Annotated in this window: 22 protein-coding genes and 1 other RNA gene; 17 read left to right on the top strand and 6 right to left on the bottom strand. The window is 58.8% G+C overall.

The window, feature by feature from the left end; genetic code table 11:
* Positions 1-53: 53 nt before the first annotated feature.
* The 4 genes from H8K20_RS08885 (at position 54) to H8K20_RS08870 (ending at position 1,734) form a co-directional block, all read left to right on the top strand.
* Positions 54-332 (top strand): DUF2508 family protein, encoded by a 279-nt coding sequence (locus H8K20_RS08885; protein WP_105204938.1) that lies wholly within the window; start codon positions 54-56, stop codon positions 330-332.
* A gap of 30 nt (positions 333-362) precedes the next feature.
* Complete coding sequence (locus H8K20_RS08880; protein WP_105204937.1) at positions 363-629, top strand: pro-sigmaK processing inhibitor BofA family protein; 267 nt, start codon at positions 363-365, stop codon at positions 627-629.
* 172 nt (positions 630-801) lie between these two features.
* Positions 802-1,242 (top strand): GNAT family N-acetyltransferase, encoded by a 441-nt coding sequence (locus H8K20_RS08875; protein WP_186488139.1) that lies wholly within the window; start codon positions 802-804, stop codon positions 1,240-1,242.
* Between the two features lie 54 nt (positions 1,243-1,296).
* Entirely contained in the window at positions 1,297-1,734 is a 438-nt protein-coding gene (locus H8K20_RS08870) for a DUF3788 domain-containing protein (protein ID WP_186488138.1), read from the top strand.
* Positions 1,735-1,832: 98 nt separating this feature from the next.
* Here the strand turns inward: H8K20_RS08870 and H8K20_RS08865 are convergent, their stop codons facing one another.
* Positions 1,833-2,243 carry a LuxR C-terminal-related transcriptional regulator gene (locus tag H8K20_RS08865; RefSeq protein WP_186488137.1) on the bottom strand — a complete coding sequence of 137 codons (411 nt, stop codon included), beginning with the start codon at positions 2,241-2,243 and terminating at the stop codon, positions 1,833-1,835.
* Positions 2,244-2,370: 127 nt separating this feature from the next.
* Between H8K20_RS08865 and H8K20_RS08860 the strand changes: the two genes are divergently transcribed.
* The 6 genes from H8K20_RS08860 (at position 2,371) to H8K20_RS08835 (ending at position 4,317) form a co-directional block, all read left to right on the top strand.
* A complete protein-coding gene (locus H8K20_RS08860; RefSeq protein ID WP_186488136.1) occupies positions 2,371-2,631 on the top strand; it encodes a helix-turn-helix domain-containing protein in 261 nt (86 codons plus the stop codon).
* 66 nt (positions 2,632-2,697) lie between these two features.
* The gene (locus H8K20_RS08855) at positions 2,698-2,955 is read left to right on the top strand and encodes a helix-turn-helix domain-containing protein (RefSeq protein WP_186488135.1); all 258 of its coding nucleotides are present in this window, start codon (positions 2,698-2,700) and stop codon (positions 2,953-2,955) included.
* A gap of 66 nt (positions 2,956-3,021) precedes the next feature.
* A complete protein-coding gene (locus tag H8K20_RS08850) occupies positions 3,022-3,279 on the top strand; it encodes a helix-turn-helix domain-containing protein (RefSeq protein WP_186488134.1) in 258 nt (85 codons plus the stop codon).
* A gap of 66 nt (positions 3,280-3,345) precedes the next feature.
* Positions 3,346-3,603 carry a helix-turn-helix domain-containing protein gene (locus tag H8K20_RS08845; protein WP_186488133.1) on the top strand — a complete coding sequence of 86 codons (258 nt, stop codon included), beginning with the start codon at positions 3,346-3,348 and terminating at the stop codon, positions 3,601-3,603.
* A gap of 153 nt (positions 3,604-3,756) precedes the next feature.
* Positions 3,757-4,023, top strand: a complete 267-nt coding sequence (locus H8K20_RS08840) for a helix-turn-helix domain-containing protein (protein ID WP_105204930.1) — start codon at positions 3,757-3,759, stop codon at positions 4,021-4,023.
* Positions 4,024-4,089: 66 nt separating this feature from the next.
* Positions 4,090-4,317 (top strand): helix-turn-helix domain-containing protein, encoded by a 228-nt coding sequence (locus tag H8K20_RS08835; protein ID WP_154867881.1) that lies wholly within the window; start codon positions 4,090-4,092, stop codon positions 4,315-4,317.
* A 33-nt stretch (positions 4,318-4,350) separates the two neighbouring features.
* Here H8K20_RS08835 and rnpB read toward each other — a convergent pair.
* Positions 4,351-4,706, bottom strand: an RNA gene (gene rnpB / locus H8K20_RS08830) — RNase P RNA component class A.
* A gap of 56 nt (positions 4,707-4,762) precedes the next feature.
* Positions 4,763-5,203, bottom strand: a complete 441-nt coding sequence (locus H8K20_RS08825) for a TM2 domain-containing protein (RefSeq protein WP_186488132.1) — start codon at positions 5,201-5,203, stop codon at positions 4,763-4,765.
* A gap of 342 nt (positions 5,204-5,545) precedes the next feature.
* Here H8K20_RS08825 and gdhA point away from each other — a divergent pair, with 342 nt between their 5' ends.
* On the top strand, positions 5,546-6,898 hold the full coding sequence (gene gdhA, locus H8K20_RS08820; protein ID WP_154867883.1) for an NADP-specific glutamate dehydrogenase: 1,353 nt from the start codon (positions 5,546-5,548) through the stop codon (positions 6,896-6,898).
* Positions 6,899-7,058: 160 nt separating this feature from the next.
* Positions 7,059-8,132 (top strand): branched-chain amino acid aminotransferase, encoded by a 1,074-nt coding sequence (locus tag H8K20_RS08815; protein ID WP_105204926.1) that lies wholly within the window; start codon positions 7,059-7,061, stop codon positions 8,130-8,132.
* 250 nt (positions 8,133-8,382) lie between these two features.
* Here the strand turns inward: H8K20_RS08815 and H8K20_RS08810 are convergent, their stop codons facing one another.
* From H8K20_RS08810 to H8K20_RS08800, 3 genes are all read right to left on the bottom strand, one after another.
* Positions 8,383-8,595, bottom strand: coding sequence for a cold-shock protein (locus H8K20_RS08810; protein ID WP_105204925.1), 213 nt, complete (start codon positions 8,593-8,595; stop codon positions 8,383-8,385).
* Positions 8,596-8,791: 196 nt separating this feature from the next.
* Positions 8,792-9,232, bottom strand: a complete 441-nt coding sequence (locus H8K20_RS08805) for a hypothetical protein (protein ID WP_186488131.1) — start codon at positions 9,230-9,232, stop codon at positions 8,792-8,794.
* A gap of 16 nt (positions 9,233-9,248) precedes the next feature.
* Entirely contained in the window at positions 9,249-10,037 is a 789-nt protein-coding gene (locus H8K20_RS08800; RefSeq protein ID WP_186488130.1) for a GNAT family N-acetyltransferase, read from the bottom strand.
* A 230-nt stretch (positions 10,038-10,267) separates the two neighbouring features.
* Here H8K20_RS08800 and H8K20_RS08795 point away from each other — a divergent pair, with 230 nt between their 5' ends.
* The 5 genes from H8K20_RS08795 to H8K20_RS08775 all read left to right on the top strand — a co-directional run bounded on the left by H8K20_RS08795 (position 10,268) and on the right by H8K20_RS08775 (position 16,496).
* Entirely contained in the window at positions 10,268-11,161 is an 894-nt protein-coding gene (locus H8K20_RS08795; RefSeq protein ID WP_186488129.1) for an RluA family pseudouridine synthase, read from the top strand.
* A gap of 151 nt (positions 11,162-11,312) precedes the next feature.
* Positions 11,313-13,094 carry a peptidoglycan DD-metalloendopeptidase family protein gene (locus H8K20_RS08790; RefSeq protein WP_186488128.1) on the top strand — a complete coding sequence of 594 codons (1,782 nt, stop codon included), beginning with the start codon at positions 11,313-11,315 and terminating at the stop codon, positions 13,092-13,094.
* 838 nt (positions 13,095-13,932) lie between these two features.
* The gene (locus H8K20_RS08785) at positions 13,933-15,204 is read left to right on the top strand and encodes a UDP-N-acetylglucosamine 1-carboxyvinyltransferase (protein ID WP_154867581.1); all 1,272 of its coding nucleotides are present in this window, start codon (positions 13,933-13,935) and stop codon (positions 15,202-15,204) included.
* 25 nt (positions 15,205-15,229) lie between these two features.
* Complete coding sequence (locus H8K20_RS08780; RefSeq protein WP_105204918.1) at positions 15,230-16,024, top strand: MBL fold metallo-hydrolase; 795 nt, start codon at positions 15,230-15,232, stop codon at positions 16,022-16,024.
* Between the two features lie 4 nt (positions 16,025-16,028).
* Positions 16,029-16,496 carry a 23S rRNA (pseudouridine(1915)-N(3))-methyltransferase RlmH gene (locus H8K20_RS08775; RefSeq protein ID WP_186488127.1) on the top strand — a complete coding sequence of 156 codons (468 nt, stop codon included), beginning with the start codon at positions 16,029-16,031 and terminating at the stop codon, positions 16,494-16,496.
* The last annotated feature ends 36 nt before the right edge of the window (positions 16,497-16,532 follow it).

The following is a 16,532-nucleotide window of genomic DNA, read 5'->3' as shown; positions in this document are numbered from 1 at the left end:
GCATAAACTGGAGGTATAGGGGGCAAACTCACAGGCGAAAGGAGCGGATGGCTATGGAAGGTATCTTAGCGCGTATCGACGGCCGCCTCGCCGGCCTTAAACAGCTGCTTTCTCAGCGGCAGCAGACCGCGCCCAGCAGTGCCCAGCTCGCCCGCCAGCAGCTGCAAGACGACATCGCCGAGACCAATCTGCGCCTGTGTCAGGCCCACGATCGGTTCGACTACAGCAGCGAAGGCGAACTGGTGACCTCCGCCGTTTACGAGATCAAGGCGCTGGAGCACCGGCTCGATTTCCTGTACCAAAAGGCCCGGCAGCTGCCGCGCCAGGAGTAGCCCCACAATAAAAAGACGGGGGATGACGAGATGGCATACTACCGGTGGATCATGTTGGCGCTTGCCATAGTGGTGGTGGCGGTGATGGCCCGCACCTTTTCCAAGGGGCAGCACCCCTGTATCACCGCGGTGTTTACCGGGCTCTCGGGCATTTGCGTGGTGCTGCTGCTCAATGTGCTGGCGCCGTTTATCGGCCCTACCATCGGCTTTAATTTCTTTACCTGCGGGGCCTCGGCGGTGCTGGGGGTGCCCGGCGTGGCCGGCATGTTGTTTTTAAAGCTGATCTTTAAGCTCTGACCAGGTAGTGTAGCGGTGCAAAAAAGGGGCGTGTCCGGCTGTGGACACGCCCCTTTTGCCGCGCCATAAAATAGGGCAGGGGAGCAGGGGGCAGAGGCAGCAGCGCGGCAGTTGCGCCCGGCCGCCTCGGTGCGGTATACTGTACCTACCCCATAAAAAAGGAGCACTGCCAATGGAATATATCGCCAAGTGGGTCGAGGGCACCCCCCAGCAGCAAGATGCCTACGACCTGCGCCTACAGGTATTCGTCGACGAACAGGGCTTTGCCCGCGAAGTCGAGCTCGATGAGATCGACCGCACCGCCTGGCACCTGGTCCTCTATGCGCCCGACGGCACCCCCGCCGCCGTGGGCCGTACCTTTCCCGCTCCCGGCCGACCCGGCACCTACACCGTGGGCCGCATCTGTGTGGCCAAAAGCCACCGCAGATCCGGCCTGGGCGCCCGCCTGCTGGACGAGATACACGCCCGCCTGCGCGCCGCCGGCGCCAAAACTGCCCAGCTGCACGCCCAGGTGCAGGTGCAGCCATTTTACCAGCGCTGCGGCTATACCGCTGTCGGCAGCCCCTTTATAGAAGACGGCTGGCCCCACATCACCATGCAGCGACCGCTGTGAGCGCGGCCCCACCGCCGGTACGCCCGTACCGGCCCGTTTAACAGGAGGAAGCCCATGAGCGACTGGAGCAACACCTACCCCGCCACCGCCGCCCCCACCCCCCAGCAGATAAGCCAGTACATCGGTACCCCGCTGTGGCCGCAGCTGCAGCAGTTTATAAAAGATACCTACGGCCTGTCGCCGCAGCTGTTTTTTAGCCGCTGCGGCATGGCTCCAGGCTGGAACGTCAAGTACAAAAAGGGCAGCCGTTCGGTCTGTAACCTCTATCCCGAGCGGGGCTTTTTTACCTGTCTGGTGGCCATCAGCGACCGCGACGAGCCCGAGGCGCGGGCCGTCCTCGCCGGTGCCGACCCCTATCTTCAGGAGCTGTTTTCCTCTACCCAGTCGTTTCGCGGCAGCCGCTGGCTCATGGTGGCGGTCACCACCCCCGCCATCCTAAGCGGCCTGCAGCAGCTTCTGCTGGTGCGCACCAAGCCGCCCAAGCGCAAATAGGCCTTTTGGTCCCGCCAGCGCAGTTGGCGCCGGCCAAGGCCCCACGTGTCAATAGAGAAAGCCCTGTAGTTTACAGGGCTTTCTTTTTGCGTGGCCGGTCACTCCAATATGCCGGTATGGATGACTTTCCCATATAGCGCCAGTTGTGCCCGCGTCAGCAGGGCGTCGGCTGCAAGCGCTCTATACGGCATACGCCCCTGCCAGTCACTGCGGATGTTGCGGCCGCCGATCTCCCGGTGCATTTTTTCCCCTAAGAGCACGAGCCCCTCTATAATGAGCGCCAACTCTATGCGGCTGATGGAAAAAGCCACCGTCTGACCGTCTCTCTTTTTCTCCTCCTGAAAGGCCTGGTACTGCCGAAAGCGCCTTTGCGCATTGCGTAAGTGGAGCGACACCGCGCTCACCGATAGGTGCAGCTCCTCGCCAATGCACTTACAGGTCAGCCCCTGCTGCCGCAAAAAATATACTTCCCGTTGCCTCTCCGTGAGGATAGATAGATCTTTTTCCATGTCTTATCTCCTTTAATTTTACAAAATCTACGGTTGGAACCGTGCACGGTGGGTCGTGGGTATTTTTATTGCTACCATGAAAATACTTTCCATATAGAAGTATTTTTGTGGTAGCAAGGATGATTAGGTGAGCGATAAGATATATGCACAAATTATTGTCGATCGAATTGTATCACTCTGCAAACAACGTAAAATATCTATTTATAAATTGGCAGAGATGAGTGGCATTACCCAATCAACCCTTGATAATTTGATTGGTGGGCATACTTTTAATCCTAAAATTAGAACACTGCACAAGGTCGCCAATGCCTTTAATATGACGGTGGCAGAATTTCTTAACTTTCCTGCTCTTAACAACTATTCTTTCGAAGACGATTCCGATGAATGACCGAAACAGATGTAGCGCCGCTATATCTGTTTTTTACTATCCAGTTATGGTAAGTAGGTGATTGCTATGTCAGTCCCGATCTCGGTGCTTATCGCCGCCCATATCCAAAAACTCTGTCACCAGCGCGGTATTTCTATCAATCAGTTGGCACAGATGGGTGGCCTTGCCGACTCTACGCTCGATAACATTATGAACCGCCGCTCCGTCTATCCGAGTATTAAAACGCTGGTGCGGATAGCCAACGCCTTTGGCCTTACCGTGGCCGAATTTTTAGACTTTCCCGCCCTCAACGACTACTCATTCGAGGACGATACCGATGCCTGACGATAGCGGATGCAGCGCCGCTATATCGGCTTTTGCCACGCAGCCATAAACAGGTAGGTGAATACTGTGAAAGACCAGCTCTCATCGCTCGTAGTCGACCGCATCTACTCGCTGTGCCATCAGCAAGGTATTTCTGTCAATAAGCTGGCTCAGATGAGCGGTGTCTCTCAATCCACGCTCGATAATATTATGAATCGCCGCTCCTTTAACCCCACTATTAAAACGCTGGTGCGGGTAGCCAACGCCTTTGGTCTTACCGTGGCCGAGCTTTTAGATTTCCCTGCCCTCAACGACTACTCGTACGAGGACGATACCGATGCCTGACGATAGCGGATGCAGCGCTGCTGTACCGGCTTTTTCCAGGCAGCCATAAACAGGTAGGTGAATACTGTGAAAGACCAGCTCTCATCGCTCGTAGTCGACCGCATCCGCACTCTCTGCCGCCAGCGCGGTTTTTCTATTTACAAACTGTCGCAGATGAGCGGTATCACCCGTTCTACGCTCAACAACATCATGGGCCAAAAAACGCGTGATGCCCGGCTGTCCACACTACTTAAAGTAGCCAACGCCTTTGGCCTTACCGTGGCCGAATTCTTAGATTTCCCCGCCCTCAACGACTACTCATTCGAGGACGATACCGATGAGTAGTAAAAATAGTGGATATTTGTGCTAAACGTGGAAAGCATGCTCTCATGATACCATTGCCCAATATTTTAGTCAATAGCACATTGAATAAGACTGTATTGCAGCCTGACAAAATCTATAATATACACCATACGATACAAGAGGGGAGGGGCGTACATGGGCCGGGACGTGTCTTTTGACAACCGCGACCGCTTTATCGAGTTGGGGCTGGCTATCGCCGCCCTGCGCAAAATGCAGGGCCTCTCGCAGGAGCAGCTGGCCGAAAAAGCGGGTATCAGCCGCTCCCACCTCAGTTCTATCGAAGCGCCCGGCACCGTCTATCCCTTTTCGCTGGAGGTGCTCTATAACATCGCCGACGCGCTGCACATCCGCCCCGGCGACCTGCTCAACTTCACCCTGCCCGGCAGCCGCCGCAGGCCGTGACCCGCGGCAAGGGCCATGGCCAAAAAGACGCCACTACCCACACCTGTGTAAGGGGGATGCAGAGAAATGATCGTCTATGACCCACTGTGGGCGACCATGGCCAAAAGAGGGGCGACCACCTACACCCTGCGGGTGAAATACGGCCTTAGCCATGCCACTGTGCAGCGCTTACAGGCCGGTCAACCCGTCACCACTCACACGCTGGATAAGCTGTGCCAGATATTCGACTGTGCGCTGTCAGACATTGCGGTATATGTTCGCACCGAGAGCGATAAACAGCATTTGCCAAAATAAAAAAGCACCCGATACGGGTGCTTTTTTTTCAAGTAGGCGACTAAACCATAAGCCGAGTTCTGTATTGAGTGACGATCTATCTTGGCCGCGCGTCGCCGCACAGCTCCAGCCACCTTGTCGGGAGCCGGCCGGGCAAGCCGTATCTGCCCCCATTGCGGTGTTGCTCCGGATAGGGTTTACATAGCCGCACAGTCTCCTGTGCGCTGGTGAGCTCTTACCTCGCCTTTCCATCCTTACCCACATGCCATAAGGCCGGGGCGGTTTCTTTCTGTTGCACTTTCCCTAAAGTCGCCTTCGGCTGCCGTTAGCAGCTATCCCTGCCCTGCGGAGCTCGGACTTTCCTCACACACGCTCTTTCGGGCTGTGTGCGCCGCCACATGGTCTACTCGCCGCGCAAAACTGCGCCCTGCTATTTTAGCACAACAGCGCGCTTTTTACAAGTGACCTACCGGTCCAGCGGCACGCCGTTGCCGTCCACGCTGATCGACTCGGTCAAGATCAAAATACCCTCGATGAACGACCAGATGTACGATACCGTGCCACAGCACAAAATACCCAGTATCAGCTGTACGATGGCCTTGTTGGTGTAGCCCAGGTAAAAGTTCTGAATGCCAAAGCTGCCCAGCAAAAAGGCAAACAGCGCCGCCACCACTTTGCTGCGGGGCTTGTAGCCCGCCGGGATGGGCGCGCCCTGCAGCACCGTGCCGCAGTTGGGGCAAACGCTGGCGCCCGGGGGCACCACCGCACCGCACACCGCACAGGTGGCGCCGGCCGTCTGTCCGGCGGTGTTCTGTCCGGCCTGTTCCGCGTGCTCCACCGGGGTGCCGCACACCGTGCAGAAAGCCGCCCCGTCGGGGATGATATTGCCACAGTTTTTACAGTTCATAGTACCCAACTCCCAATTTTGTGGTTTGGCCCGCCCGCTTCGGCGCTGTTGCCGCCGGGCGGTGGGCCCGCTCTCAATGGCCTTATTATAGCATTTTTGCCCTATTGGGGCAACTTAACAATTTATGAAGTACTCTTACGAATATCTTGCGGTATACCCAAACAAGCGCCCCGCCGCCCCTGCAAAAATTGGCATAGCCCATAAATTTGCAAGTCGCTGCCCGGTTTTACTTCACTTTTGCTTGAACTGTGCCCCCAAACTCTATATAATATGGACATATCGGGGTGCGATGTACCGCTTTACAGCGATGATGTGCCCAATCCCATTTTAAGGAGGCCCCCTATGTCTTTTAGCAACGCATATCTCAGCCAGGTTTACGAGCAGGTCTGCCGGCGCAACGCCGGCGAGCCCGAGTTTTTGCAGGCCGTCCAAGAGGTTCTCGAGTCCCTCGAGCCGGTCGTCGCAGCCGATCCCGCCATCGAGAAAAACGGCGTTATCGAGCGCATGGTCGAGCCCGAGCGGATGATCGTGTTCCGCGTCTCGTGGGTAGACGACGCCGGCAAAGTACAGGTCAACCGCGGCTTTCGCGTCCAGTTCAACTCCGCCATCGGCCCCTATAAAGGCGGTCTGCGCCTGCACCCCTCGGTCAACGCCTCGGTCATCAAATTCCTGGGCTTCGAGCAGGTGTTCAAAAATAGCCTTACCGGCCTGCCCATGGGCGGCGGTAAAGGCGGCAGCGACTTCGACCCCAAAGGCAAGTCGGATATGGAGATCATGCGCTTTTGCCAGAGCTTCATGACCGAGCTGTGTAAACATATCGGCCCCAACACCGACGTGCCCGCCGGCGATATCGGCGTCGGCGCCCGCGAGATCGGCTATCTCTTCGGCCAGTACAAGCGCCTGCAAAACGAGTTTACCGGCGTGCTCACCGGCAAAGGCCTCACCTACGGCGGCTCGCTGGCCCGCACCGAGGCCACCGGCTACGGCCTGTGCTACTTCACCCGCGAAATGCTCGCCGACCTCAAAAACGAGAGCTTCGCCGGCAAAAAGGTAGTCATCTCCGGCTCCGGCAACGTCGCCATCTACGCCGCCGAAAAGGCGACCGAGCTGGGCGGCAAAGTCATCGCCATGTCCGACTCCGCCGGTTACGTCCTCGACGAGAGCGGCATCGATCTGGCCCTCATGAAACAGGTAAAAGAGGTCGAGCGCGCCCGCATCACCGAGTACGCCGCCAGAAGAGAAGGCGCCGTCTACACCGCCGGCAGCAAAAACATCTGGAACACCCCCTGCGATATCGCCCTGCCCTGCGCCACCCAAAACGAGCTCGACGAAGAGGGGGCCAAGGCCCTCATTCAAAACGGCGTCATGGCCGTGGCCGAAGGGGCCAACATGCCCTCCACCCCCGCCGCCATCGCCGCCCTGCAAAAGGCGGGCGTGCTGTTTGCCCCCGCCAAGGCGGCCAACGCCGGCGGCGTGGCGGTCTCCGGCCTCGAGATGAGCCAGAACTCCATGCGCTACAGCTGGACCTTCGAGGAAGTCGACAGCAAGCTCGAGGGCATCATGAAAGGCATCTACCAGAGCGCCAGCAGCGCCGCCGCCCAGTACGGCCACGCCGGCAATCTGGTCATGGGCGCCAACATCGCCGGCTTTAACAAGGTCTGCACCGCCATGATCGCCCAGGGCGTCGCCTACTGATATCTTTACGCCGCGCCGGTACCCATATATGCCCCGCCCGTGTTTCGCAAGGTAAAGTAAAGCCGGCGCGGCGGTGTGTATTTGACCGGCACACCACGCCCCGCTCAGCCGGGGCGCCCGGCGGGTCCGGCCCGCCAACTGTAGAAAGGCAGTGATTTTCATGCAAGAGATCAGAGTGGAACTTGCAAAAACCCTAAAGGATAAGCCCGTCGATGAGAGCAAATTGGGCTTTGGCCAGGTCTTCACCGACTATATGTTCGTCATGGAGTACACCGCCGGTCAGGGCTGGCACGACCCGGTCATCAAGCCCTACGGCCCCATCTCCATCTCCCCGGCAGCCATGTGCCTGCACTACGGGCAAGAGGTGTTCGAGGGTATGAAGGCCTACCGCGCCGACGACGGCCGCGTGCTGCTGTTTCGCCCCGAAGAGAACTTTAAGCGTCTCAACCGCTCCAACAAGCGCATGTGTATCCCCCCCATCGACGAGGAGTTGGCCCTCTGCAGCCTGAAAAAACTGGTCGATCTCGACCGCGACTGGATTCCCAAAGCCAAAGATTCGTCGCTGTACATCCGCCCCTTCATCATCGCCACCGAGGGCAAGCTGGGGGTCAAATCCTCCGATAGCTACCTGTTCATCATCCTGCTCTCTCCCTCCGGCCCCTACTACGCCAGCGGCCTCGACCCGGTCAAGATCTATGTCGAGTCCTCCTACGTGCGCGCCGTGCGCGGCGGCACCGGCGAGGCCAAGACCGGCGGCAACTACGCCTCGGCGCTCATCGCCCAGGAGGAGGCCCACGAGCAGGACTACGCCCAGGTGCTCTGGCTCGACGGCGTCGAGAGAAAATACATCGAGGAAGTGGGCGCCATGAACATCTTCTTCGTCATCGACGGTGAGGTGGTCACCCCCGCTCTAAACGGCAGTATCCTGCCGGGCATCACCCGCAAATCCACCATCGAGCTGCTGCAGTCCTGGGGCCAAAAGGTCAGCGAGCGCCGCATCTCTATCCAGGAGATCGCCGACGCCTACGACGCCGGCAAGCTCACCGAGTGCTTTGGCACCGGCACTGCCGCGGTCATCTCCCCGGTGGGCGAGCTCAAGTGGCAAGATAAGGTCATGCCCATCGGCGGCGGCCAGATCGGCGCTATCTCACAAAAGCTCTACGATACGCTCACCGGTATCCAGTGGGGCCGTCTCGACGGTCCGGCCGGCTGGTCGGTCGATATCGACGCCTAGCTGTCCCATCGCACTGTGCTGCGTAGCTGCGTACTGTGTGCTGTTTGCTGTTTGCTTGTGTACCGCACATAAAAAAGAGCGGGGTCGGGTCCATCCCGGCCCCGCCCTTTTTATCTTTCTTATAGGCCGGCGCACCCCAAGCGCCGGTGCCCCGCGGTCCAGAGCAGGGCAGAGCAGCCCCACTTTTTGCCGCCCGGCAAAAAGAAAAGCGCCCCTCTTTTTAAAGAGGGGCGCTTTTTTTACAGTGCACTTACAGCGCAGTCACGTTGGTAGCGCGCAGCTTGCTGCTGTTTTTGGGGTCCTGCTCGGTCTCGAACGAGACTTTCTGACCCTCATTGAGCGATTTGTAGCCGTCGCCCACGATGGCCGAGAAATGTACGAATACGTCCTCGCCGCCGTTGTCGTCAGCAATAAAGCCAAAACCTTTTTCCGAGTTGAACCATTTTACAGTACCAGTATGCATAATAGGTACCTCCATCAAAAATATTATATTCTCTGACAAAAAAGAATCACATGTTTTTGTAGACCATCTAACGAGCAAATGATTTACAAAAACATGTGAGATCAAATGTACATCTAGAATACTTCTCTAGTATACAGACTGGCGGCGGTGTTGTCAAGCGTTTTGGCAAATAAAATTTAAGCTGTTTAAGCTGTGCTCAGCCCCCGGCCAGTTGCAGCGCCTGCTCCCAGCTGAGCTTTCGAACGCACATATCCAGCTCGGGCGACGGCGCCCAGTCGCCCGCCGGGCAGCTGCCGTACTTTACCGCGTGCACCACCGCCCCGGCCCCCATGCACAGGTCGTGGGGCACACCGGGGTCGGGGCAAAAGCAGTCGCCGGTTTCTAAAAGCCGCAGCACCGCCTTGCCCTGCCGGTACACGGAGCAGATCACCGGCCCCTGCTGCACCAAGATGAACTCTCGGGTGGTGTGGTGCAGGTGGCTGTTTTCCCATACCGGCCCGCCGGGGTTCTCGCAGCGGATGTAGCCGCTGCCGTCCGGCCCCAGCAGGCGAAAGCGCCGCTCGCCGTTTTCCATCTCCTGGTGGTTGCAGGTAACGCCACTGGCCGCCACCATCTCTTCTGTCATCTTTTGGGGCATGTCGCGCCCTCCTTTTTTATAGGTGGCCTGTGTGCGGCGGGCGCTCGCCTACCTCGTAGGCGGGGTAGGGGGCAGCAGGGCGGTAGCCCAGCTTTTGGGCCAGCGCCAGCGAATGCAGGTTCTGGGCGTCCCAGCTGGGGTACAGCCCCCGCTCTAAACAGTCTAGGATCAGCGCCGCTCCACAGGCGGTGGCCAGCCCCCGGCGCCGGTGGTCGGCGCGGGTGTCGATCTCGATCTCAATGCCCTGCCGGTACACACTGTAAGAAGAGGCCCCCGCCACCAGCTGCCCGTCGCGGGTGGCCGCCACCCCCAGCCCCCGCCGGCGGTAATCCTCCCACCCGGCAAACTGTCCGCACAGGCTGTACGACCATTGCTGGGCCTTAGCCTGTGCAAACAGCGCCGCGTTTATGGGCTGCAGCACATAACCCTCCGGCAGCTCGGCGGCCAGCGCGCGCAGCCGGTCCTGGTCAAATACGCCCGGCTCCTTTTTTACCGCATAGCGCTGTACCCGCTGGGCCCGGTCGCCGTACACCTGCTCAATACAGCGGGCCCACGCCTCGTTCTGGGGCACCAAAATGCAGAGATCCGGCGCGTCCTCTGGCCGGTGTGCCGCCAGCTGCGGCTGTGGCTGTCCGGCCAAAAAGCCAAAGTCGCCCAGCGCCACCAGCGCCGCAGTGGGCGCTGTCTGGTCATCGGCCCAGGCGCTGCCCATACAGCCCTGCAAACACGACCAGATCATCGTCTCCGGCCACTTTGCAAAAAGCGGGGCAACGCGCGCAGTGTCAGTCACCCGATATACGGCCATAGGTGTCCCTCCCATCTGGCAGCGGGGCCGTCAGCCGTCTGGCCATCGGCTCCTCTGCGTATCCTGTGTGGTCCCACCCATTGTATCATGTCGCCTTGCTCCCCACAAGCACCCCCTATTTTGCCTTTTTCGCCTTTTTCCTATATAATAGAAGCTCATGTCGGGCACGCGCGTATCGCCGGCCCATCAAATGTGTAAAACATCCGTCATGGCAGAAAGGGGCGGTATTCTTGCGGGAGATCGTCTACATCATTAAAGAGCACCAAAACGGCAAGTCGGTCAAACAGATCCTCAAAGGCGCTTACGGCTATTCCTCCCGCACGCTCACCCGGTTGCGCAAAGACCCGCTGGGCCTGCGGTGTAACGGTTTCCACATCCGCACCATCGACCCGGTGCACACCGGCGACCGGCTGCAGGTGCGCCTGCCCGAAGAGCAAAACACCTATCGCCGCAGCCTTATCGCCGTCCCTGTTTTATATGAAGACGACGACCTCATGGTCTATAACAAGCCGGTCAACATGCCCAGCCACACCGCCTATGCCCACCATCAGGATACACTGGCCAACGTGTTTGCCGCCCACTGCGACCAGCTGGGTCTGCAGCTCAAGTTCCGCATCGTCAACCGGCTGGATAAAGACACCACCGGCTGTGTGCTGGTGGCCAAAAACCAGTATGCGGCCAGCGCACTTACCGGCCGGTTGCAAAAAGTTTACCTGGCTATTGTCGAGGGCGCGCTCACTCCGCCCACCGGCACGGTCGAGGCCCCTATCCTCCGCGAGCGGGAGATCCTCACCAAACGCATCGTCCATCCACACGGCCAATATGCCCGCACCGACTACGGTACCCTGGGTCGGGGCCCCGGCTGTTCGCTGGTGCGCTGCCAGCTGCCCACCGGCCGCACCCACCAAATACGGGTGCACATGTCCTATCTGGGCCACCCGTTGCTGGGCGACAGCCAATACGGCGGAACGTTACGATCCATCGCCAGGCCGGCCCTGCACTGCCGCACGCTGCGCTTTTTACACCCGGTCAGCGGCCAATATCTTACAGTACAAGCCCCAATTCCTGGAGACATGCAGGGTATAATCGACCAAATGACAGAGCTCACTGGCGACCATTACTAGCAAAGTTCCACGATAATCGGGCCAAAAATCGGCTTTTTCCGCCGGCAGGGGTTGAAATCTTACAGGATTGCGATATAATAGTAACCAAGTTGTAACCAATTTGTAAGATTTGAAATTGGTTCACGGCAATTCCCAAGACAGGAGTGATTGGATGGCGCATCTGCCAAAAGGTTTGTCTCAAGACCTCAAAAAAGATGAGATGACCCAAAGCGGGGGCGGGCAGTCAGAAGACAAGAGTTTTAAAAAGACCGTTAAAAAGGTCGCCCACAAGATCGATGCATTCAGCTGCTATATCGGCACCGTGATTATCCGCCGGTATAAGCACTATCATAAAATATGGGTAAAGCGCAGAAAGGCGATAGCTATCGTCTTGAAGCAGCTGCCGGGCAGGGTGGCGCACAGCTTTATCGAACTGATGGTAAAGGCCAAAAAACATCTGGTCAACCCGGTACAGCGCTTTTTCGGCAACATCGCCGACGGTGTCCGCGGCACCTGGTGGGCCCACAAAGACCCGCACAAGTCCGGTCGGGCCCACTTTAAGGGCTGGTTCGGCCGCTCGCAGCACGGCTTTAAAAAGGCCATCAACTACCTTATGCCGGTAGCGGCCATCGCCGTCAGCGCGCTGGTCATCAGCACCGTGCTCAACTTAAACTTCGCCCTCAAGGTCGAGTATGAGGGACAAGTTGTCGGCTACGTCGACAGCGAGGCCACCTTCAACCAGGCCAAAAAAGTGGTCAACGACCGCATCGCCGTCAAAGACAGCACCGATACCGAGTACATCAAAAGCCCCACCTACTCCATCGCCGTAGTCGACTCGAAAAAAGTCGTCGAGACTGAGGAGCTGGCCAATACGCTCATCAGCGCCTCCGGCGCCGAGATCGTCGAGGGCTACGGTCTCTATATAAACGGCGAGTTCCAGGGCTGTGTAAAAGACGAGACCGCCACCCAGCAGGCGCTGGCCGCCATGATCGACCCGGTCAAGGCCCAGTACCCCGACGCCACGGTGGAGTTCAATAAGTCCGTCGAGCTCAAAGAGGGGCTTTTCCCCACCGACAGCGAGATGGCCGACGAAGAGATGGTCGCCCTGCTGAGCTCGCAGGAGGTGGAGGAGAAGATCTACACCACCCAGGACGGCGACACCCCCATCGATATCGCCGCCAAAAACAACATCACCCTCAGCACGCTGGTGGCCCTAAACCCTAACATCACCGGCGACCTGTTCCCGGGCGATCCGGTCGTCATTCAAAACCCGGTGCCCATCATTCAGGTCAAGGCCACCCGTCAGGTCACCTATAACGAGAAGATCCCCTTCGAGACCGAGACCAGCCAGAGTGCCGAGTACGACAAGGGAACCACCACCACGCTGCAAGAAGGCGTCGAGGGCGAGCAGGAAGTCACCGCCCGCGTGGTCACGGTCGGCGGTGTCGAGACCGAAAAGACCATTCTCAGTGCCAAGGTCCTCTCCGAGCCGGTCACCAAAAAGGTGGTCGAGGGCACCAAAGTCAGCTACTCGCCCAGCTACAGCGGCAGTTCCAGCACTTATAGCGGCGGCTACAGCGGCTCTGCTTCCGGCAGCCTTATCTGGCCGGTAGCCGGCGGCTATATCAGCTGCCCCATCTGGGGGTACTACGGCCATACCGGTATGGATATCGCCGCCCCCGCCGGCACCGCCGTATACGCCGCCGATGACGGCGTGGTCGAGAAAGTGGCCTACCAGAACGTGGGCTACGGCTACCACATCATCATCAACCACGGCAACGGTATGAAAACGCTGTACGGCCACAACTCCGAGCTGCTGGTGACTGCCGGCCAGACCGTCAGCAAAGGTCAGCAGATCGCCCGCGTCGGCCGCACCGGCAACGCCACCGGCAACCACTGCCATTTTGAGGTGCGCATCGGCGGCTCTTATATGGACCCGCTCAACTACATCTAAAATAGGCGATCACCTATTTCTATAAAAGGCCGGGGGCCGCAGCGATTGCGCTGCGGCCCCCGGCCTTTTTTGCCTCCCGCCCCGGCGCCGTCCAGCACCTGCCGGGCCCGCCTCCTGCCGCCCGCCGCGTCCCGATAGTCCCGAGCCGCCATCCGATGCTCCTTTTTAAAAAAATATCTATAGCATCTTGCCCCCTCTTGAGCCGGCAATTGTTTTTCACGCTGACCGCCTGTTTTTCCCCGCCCATATCTCGCCCTCCAAACAGATCCTGCGATCGCATCTCTGCCGCCGACATACCGGCTCATCATCCGTCATCCATCGCCCGTCACGCGCCGCCCGCCAAACGGCAAACGGCGCGTAAATGAGTGCGCTTTTGACGCTTTTTGGACCGTTTTAACAATTTCGTAACATTTTGCCTTTTGTGCAGCGTACCGCCTCAAGGCGCATCAGCAGTCGCTCGGCGCCGGTTTGACATACAAAATTGCCGAGTATCGGCCTTGTTTTTGGGGAAAATACAGTCAAAGACAGATATTGCCGGGCAAAATGGCAAAATGCTACTTTTCTTTTTTGGTCAAAGATGCTATAATAACTTCATCCATACACAGGTGGTGACAAGGGGTATTTCTGCGTACAGCACAGCGTGCCGCTTGTGGGGCGCGGCCCCGCCGGGCATAGGTCCCGGCCACCGCGATCTTTCGCTTTTTTCACTCGCCACGGCCGCCGGGCAGCGCTGTCCACGGCATATTGGTGGCGATTTTGTATACGAGTTTAGCGCGCCGCAGCAGCCCCGGGGGAGTGGGGCAGGTGCGCTCTGCGTCTGTAAAGGGAGCGTTTACCATTGGAGAAATTCGTCATCCGCGGGGGAAAGCCGCTGAGCGGTGAAGTAAACGTGAGCGGTGCCAAAAACGCCGCCGTCGCTATTTTGCCCGCCGTGCTGCTGGCCGAGGGCCCCTGTCTTATAGAAAATGTGCCCGCCATCAGCGATATCGATATCAGCAAAGACATTCTGGCCGCCATGGGCGCCCAGGTAGAATATATCACCAAAAACACCCTGTCTATCGATCCCACCACCGTTTTGGGCACCGATGTGCCCTATGCGCTGGCCAAAAAAATGCGCGGTTCCTACTACTTTATCGGCGCGCTGCTGGGCCGGTACAATCAGGTGTGTGCCGCGCTGCCCGGCGGCTGTGATTTCGGCATCCGCCCCATCGATCAGCACCTCAAAGGGTTCGAGGCGCTGGGTGCCCAGGTCGGCATCGAGGGGGATATCATCCATGTCAGCGCCGATCAGCTCATCGGCGCCCACGTGTATTTCGACATCGTCTCGGTGGGGGCCACCATCAACGTAATGATGGCCGCCGTCAAGGCGCAGGGGGTCACCATCTTAGAAAATGTGGCCAAAGAGCCCCACATCGTCGACGTGGCCAATTTTCTAAATTCGCTGGGGGCCGATATCCGCGGCGCCGGAACCGACGTCATCAAGATCCACGGGGTCGAAAAGCTCGGCCGCACCGAATACGGCATCATCCCCGACCAGATCGAGGCCGGCACCTATATGGTGGCCGCAGCCGCCACCGGCGGCGACGTGCTGGTCAGCGGGGTCATTCCCAAGCACCTCGAGTCTATTACCGCCAACCTCATCAGAGCCGGCGCCCAGGTGACCGAGTACGACGAGGCGGTGCGCGTCCAGCGCGAGGGGCCCATTCAAAAGTGCAACATCAAAACACTGCCCCATCCGGGTTTTCCCACCGATATGCAGCCGCAGATGACCACCATGCTCACCGTGGCCGAGGGGACCAGCATCATCACCGAAGGCGTGTGGGACAACCGCTTCGCCTACGTCGAAGAGCTCAAAAAACTGGGCGCCAACGTCCAGGTCGACGGCCAGGTGGCGGTGGTCGACGGGGTCGACCGCCTGCACGGCGGCGTGCTGCGCTCGGTCGATCTGCGGGCCGGGGCGGCCATGGTCATCGCCGGCCTCATGGCCGACGGTATCAGCGAGATCGAGGATATCCGCCATATCGAGCGCGGATACGAAGACATCGTCTCCAAGCTGCGCGATCTGGGGGCCGATATCCGCCGGGTAGAATGTGTGCCCCAAAAACAGTAAGCGGCCAGAGAGGACAGGGTAGAGCATGGCAAAAGTTTGTACGCTGTACAGCGGTTCCAGCGGTAACAGCACCTATATCGGCAGTGAATGTGGCGGATTGCTGGTCGATATCGGCAAAAACTGCAAGCAGACCGTACTGCAGCTGCAGAGCCGGGGCATCGAGCCCGAGTCGCTGGGCGGTATCCTCATCACCCACGAGCATATCGACCATGTGCGGGGGCTCAAGGTGTTTTTAAAAAAATACCACACCCCGCTGTACACCACCACCGGCACCGCCGGGGCCCTGCGGATGAAAGATCTGCTGCAGAGCGATTACCCGGTCCACTACATAGAGGAAGAGACCCCGTTTGAGATCCAGGACATGCAGATCAGCGCCATGCGCACCAGCCACGACTGCGCCGACAGTATGGCCTACCGGGTGCGGACCGCACGGGGCAAAAAGGTGACGGTGGCCACCGATATGGGCCAGCTGCCCGATGGGTTTATCGACAAAGTCGCCGACAGTGATCTCATCGTGCTCGAGTCCAATTACGACGAGAACATGCTCCGCAGCTGCGACTACCCCTATTTTCTCAAACGGCGCATCTTCTCCGACTGCGGCCATCTCTCCAACGATCTGTGCGCACAGACGGTGTGCACGCTCACCCAGCGGGGGGTGCCACGCTTTATGCTGGCCCACCTCAGCATCAACTCCAACGCGCCCGAGGTAGCCTATCAAACAACGGCCTGCCAGCTGCAGATGATGGGGGCCGATCCCGAGGGGGACCTCCAGCTGTCGGTGGCCCCGCGCGACACCGCCTCGCCGCTGTGGGAGCTGTGATACGATGCTCAGTGTACAGGTGCTCTGCATCGGCAAACTCAAAGAAAAATATCTGGTACAGGGCTGCCAGGAATACGCCAAACGGCTGCAGAGCTTTTGCAAGCTCACTGTTACCGAGCTGCCCGAGACCCGCCTGCACGACAGCGTCGACGCCGTGCTCGCCGACGAGGGTCAGCGCCTGCTGGCCAAACTGCCCGCCGGCGGCTATCACATCGCCCTGTGCGTAGAGGGGCAGACCTGCTCTTCTCCCCAGCTGTCGCAGCTGCTGCAAAAAAAGGCGCTGGCGGGCATCAGCCAGTTCACCTTTGTCATCGGCGGCAGCTACGGGCTGCACGAGCAGGTGAAAAAGGTCTGCCAAATGCGGCTGTCGGTCTCGCCGATGACTTTCCCCCACCAGCTTTTCAGGCTCATGCTGCTCGAGCAGATCTACCGCGCTTTCTCCATCGGCGCCAACACCAAATACCACAAATAAAAGCCTCTGGCCATAGCTGCCAGAGGCTTTTTTTAT

Source organism: Neobittarella massiliensis (ex Bilen et al. 2018), from assembly GCF_014269355.1.
GTDB lineage: Bacteria > Bacillota > Clostridia > Oscillospirales > Ruminococcaceae > Neobittarella > Neobittarella massiliensis.
The sequence above is the reverse complement of the archived record's forward strand: the minus strand, read 5'-3'. Positions and strand labels throughout refer to the sequence as shown.

What these genes read in the sequence shown, in the direction of transcription:
- H8K20_RS08885 (WP_105204938.1), top strand. Translation starts at nt 54, where the DNA reads ATGGAAGGTATCTTAGCGCGTATCGACGGCCGCCTCGCCGGCCTTAAA.
- H8K20_RS08880 (WP_105204937.1), top strand. Translation starts at nt 363, where the DNA reads ATGGCATACTACCGGTGGATCATGTTGGCGCTTGCCATAGTGGTGGTG.
- H8K20_RS08875 (WP_186488139.1), top strand. Translation starts at nt 802, where the DNA reads ATGGAATATATCGCCAAGTGGGTCGAGGGCACCCCCCAGCAGCAAGAT.
- H8K20_RS08870 (WP_186488138.1), top strand. Translation starts at nt 1,297, where the DNA reads ATGAGCGACTGGAGCAACACCTACCCCGCCACCGCCGCCCCCACCCCC.
- H8K20_RS08865 (WP_186488137.1), bottom strand. Translation starts at nt 2,243, where the DNA reads ATGGAAAAAGATCTATCTATCCTCACGGAGAGGCAACGGGAAGTATAT.
- H8K20_RS08855 (WP_186488135.1), top strand. Translation starts at nt 2,698, where the DNA reads ATGTCAGTCCCGATCTCGGTGCTTATCGCCGCCCATATCCAAAAACTC.
- H8K20_RS08840 (WP_105204930.1), top strand. Translation starts at nt 3,757, where the DNA reads ATGGGCCGGGACGTGTCTTTTGACAACCGCGACCGCTTTATCGAGTTG.
- H8K20_RS08835 (WP_154867881.1), top strand. Translation starts at nt 4,090, where the DNA reads ATGATCGTCTATGACCCACTGTGGGCGACCATGGCCAAAAGAGGGGCG.
- H8K20_RS08825 (WP_186488132.1), bottom strand. Translation starts at nt 5,203, where the DNA reads ATGAACTGTAAAAACTGTGGCAATATCATCCCCGACGGGGCGGCTTTC.
- gdhA (WP_154867883.1), top strand. Translation starts at nt 5,546, where the DNA reads ATGTCTTTTAGCAACGCATATCTCAGCCAGGTTTACGAGCAGGTCTGC.
- H8K20_RS08815 (WP_105204926.1), top strand. Translation starts at nt 7,059, where the DNA reads ATGCAAGAGATCAGAGTGGAACTTGCAAAAACCCTAAAGGATAAGCCC.
- H8K20_RS08810 (WP_105204925.1), bottom strand. Translation starts at nt 8,595, where the DNA reads ATGCATACTGGTACTGTAAAATGGTTCAACTCGGAAAAAGGTTTTGGC.
- H8K20_RS08805 (WP_186488131.1), bottom strand. Translation starts at nt 9,232, where the DNA reads ATGCCCCAAAAGATGACAGAAGAGATGGTGGCGGCCAGTGGCGTTACC.
- H8K20_RS08800 (WP_186488130.1), bottom strand. Translation starts at nt 10,037, where the DNA reads ATGGCCGTATATCGGGTGACTGACACTGCGCGCGTTGCCCCGCTTTTT.
- H8K20_RS08790 (WP_186488128.1), top strand. Translation starts at nt 11,313, where the DNA reads ATGGCGCATCTGCCAAAAGGTTTGTCTCAAGACCTCAAAAAAGATGAG.
- H8K20_RS08780 (WP_105204918.1), top strand. Translation starts at nt 15,230, where the DNA reads ATGGCAAAAGTTTGTACGCTGTACAGCGGTTCCAGCGGTAACAGCACC.
- H8K20_RS08775 (WP_186488127.1), top strand. Translation starts at nt 16,029, where the DNA reads ATGCTCAGTGTACAGGTGCTCTGCATCGGCAAACTCAAAGAAAAATAT.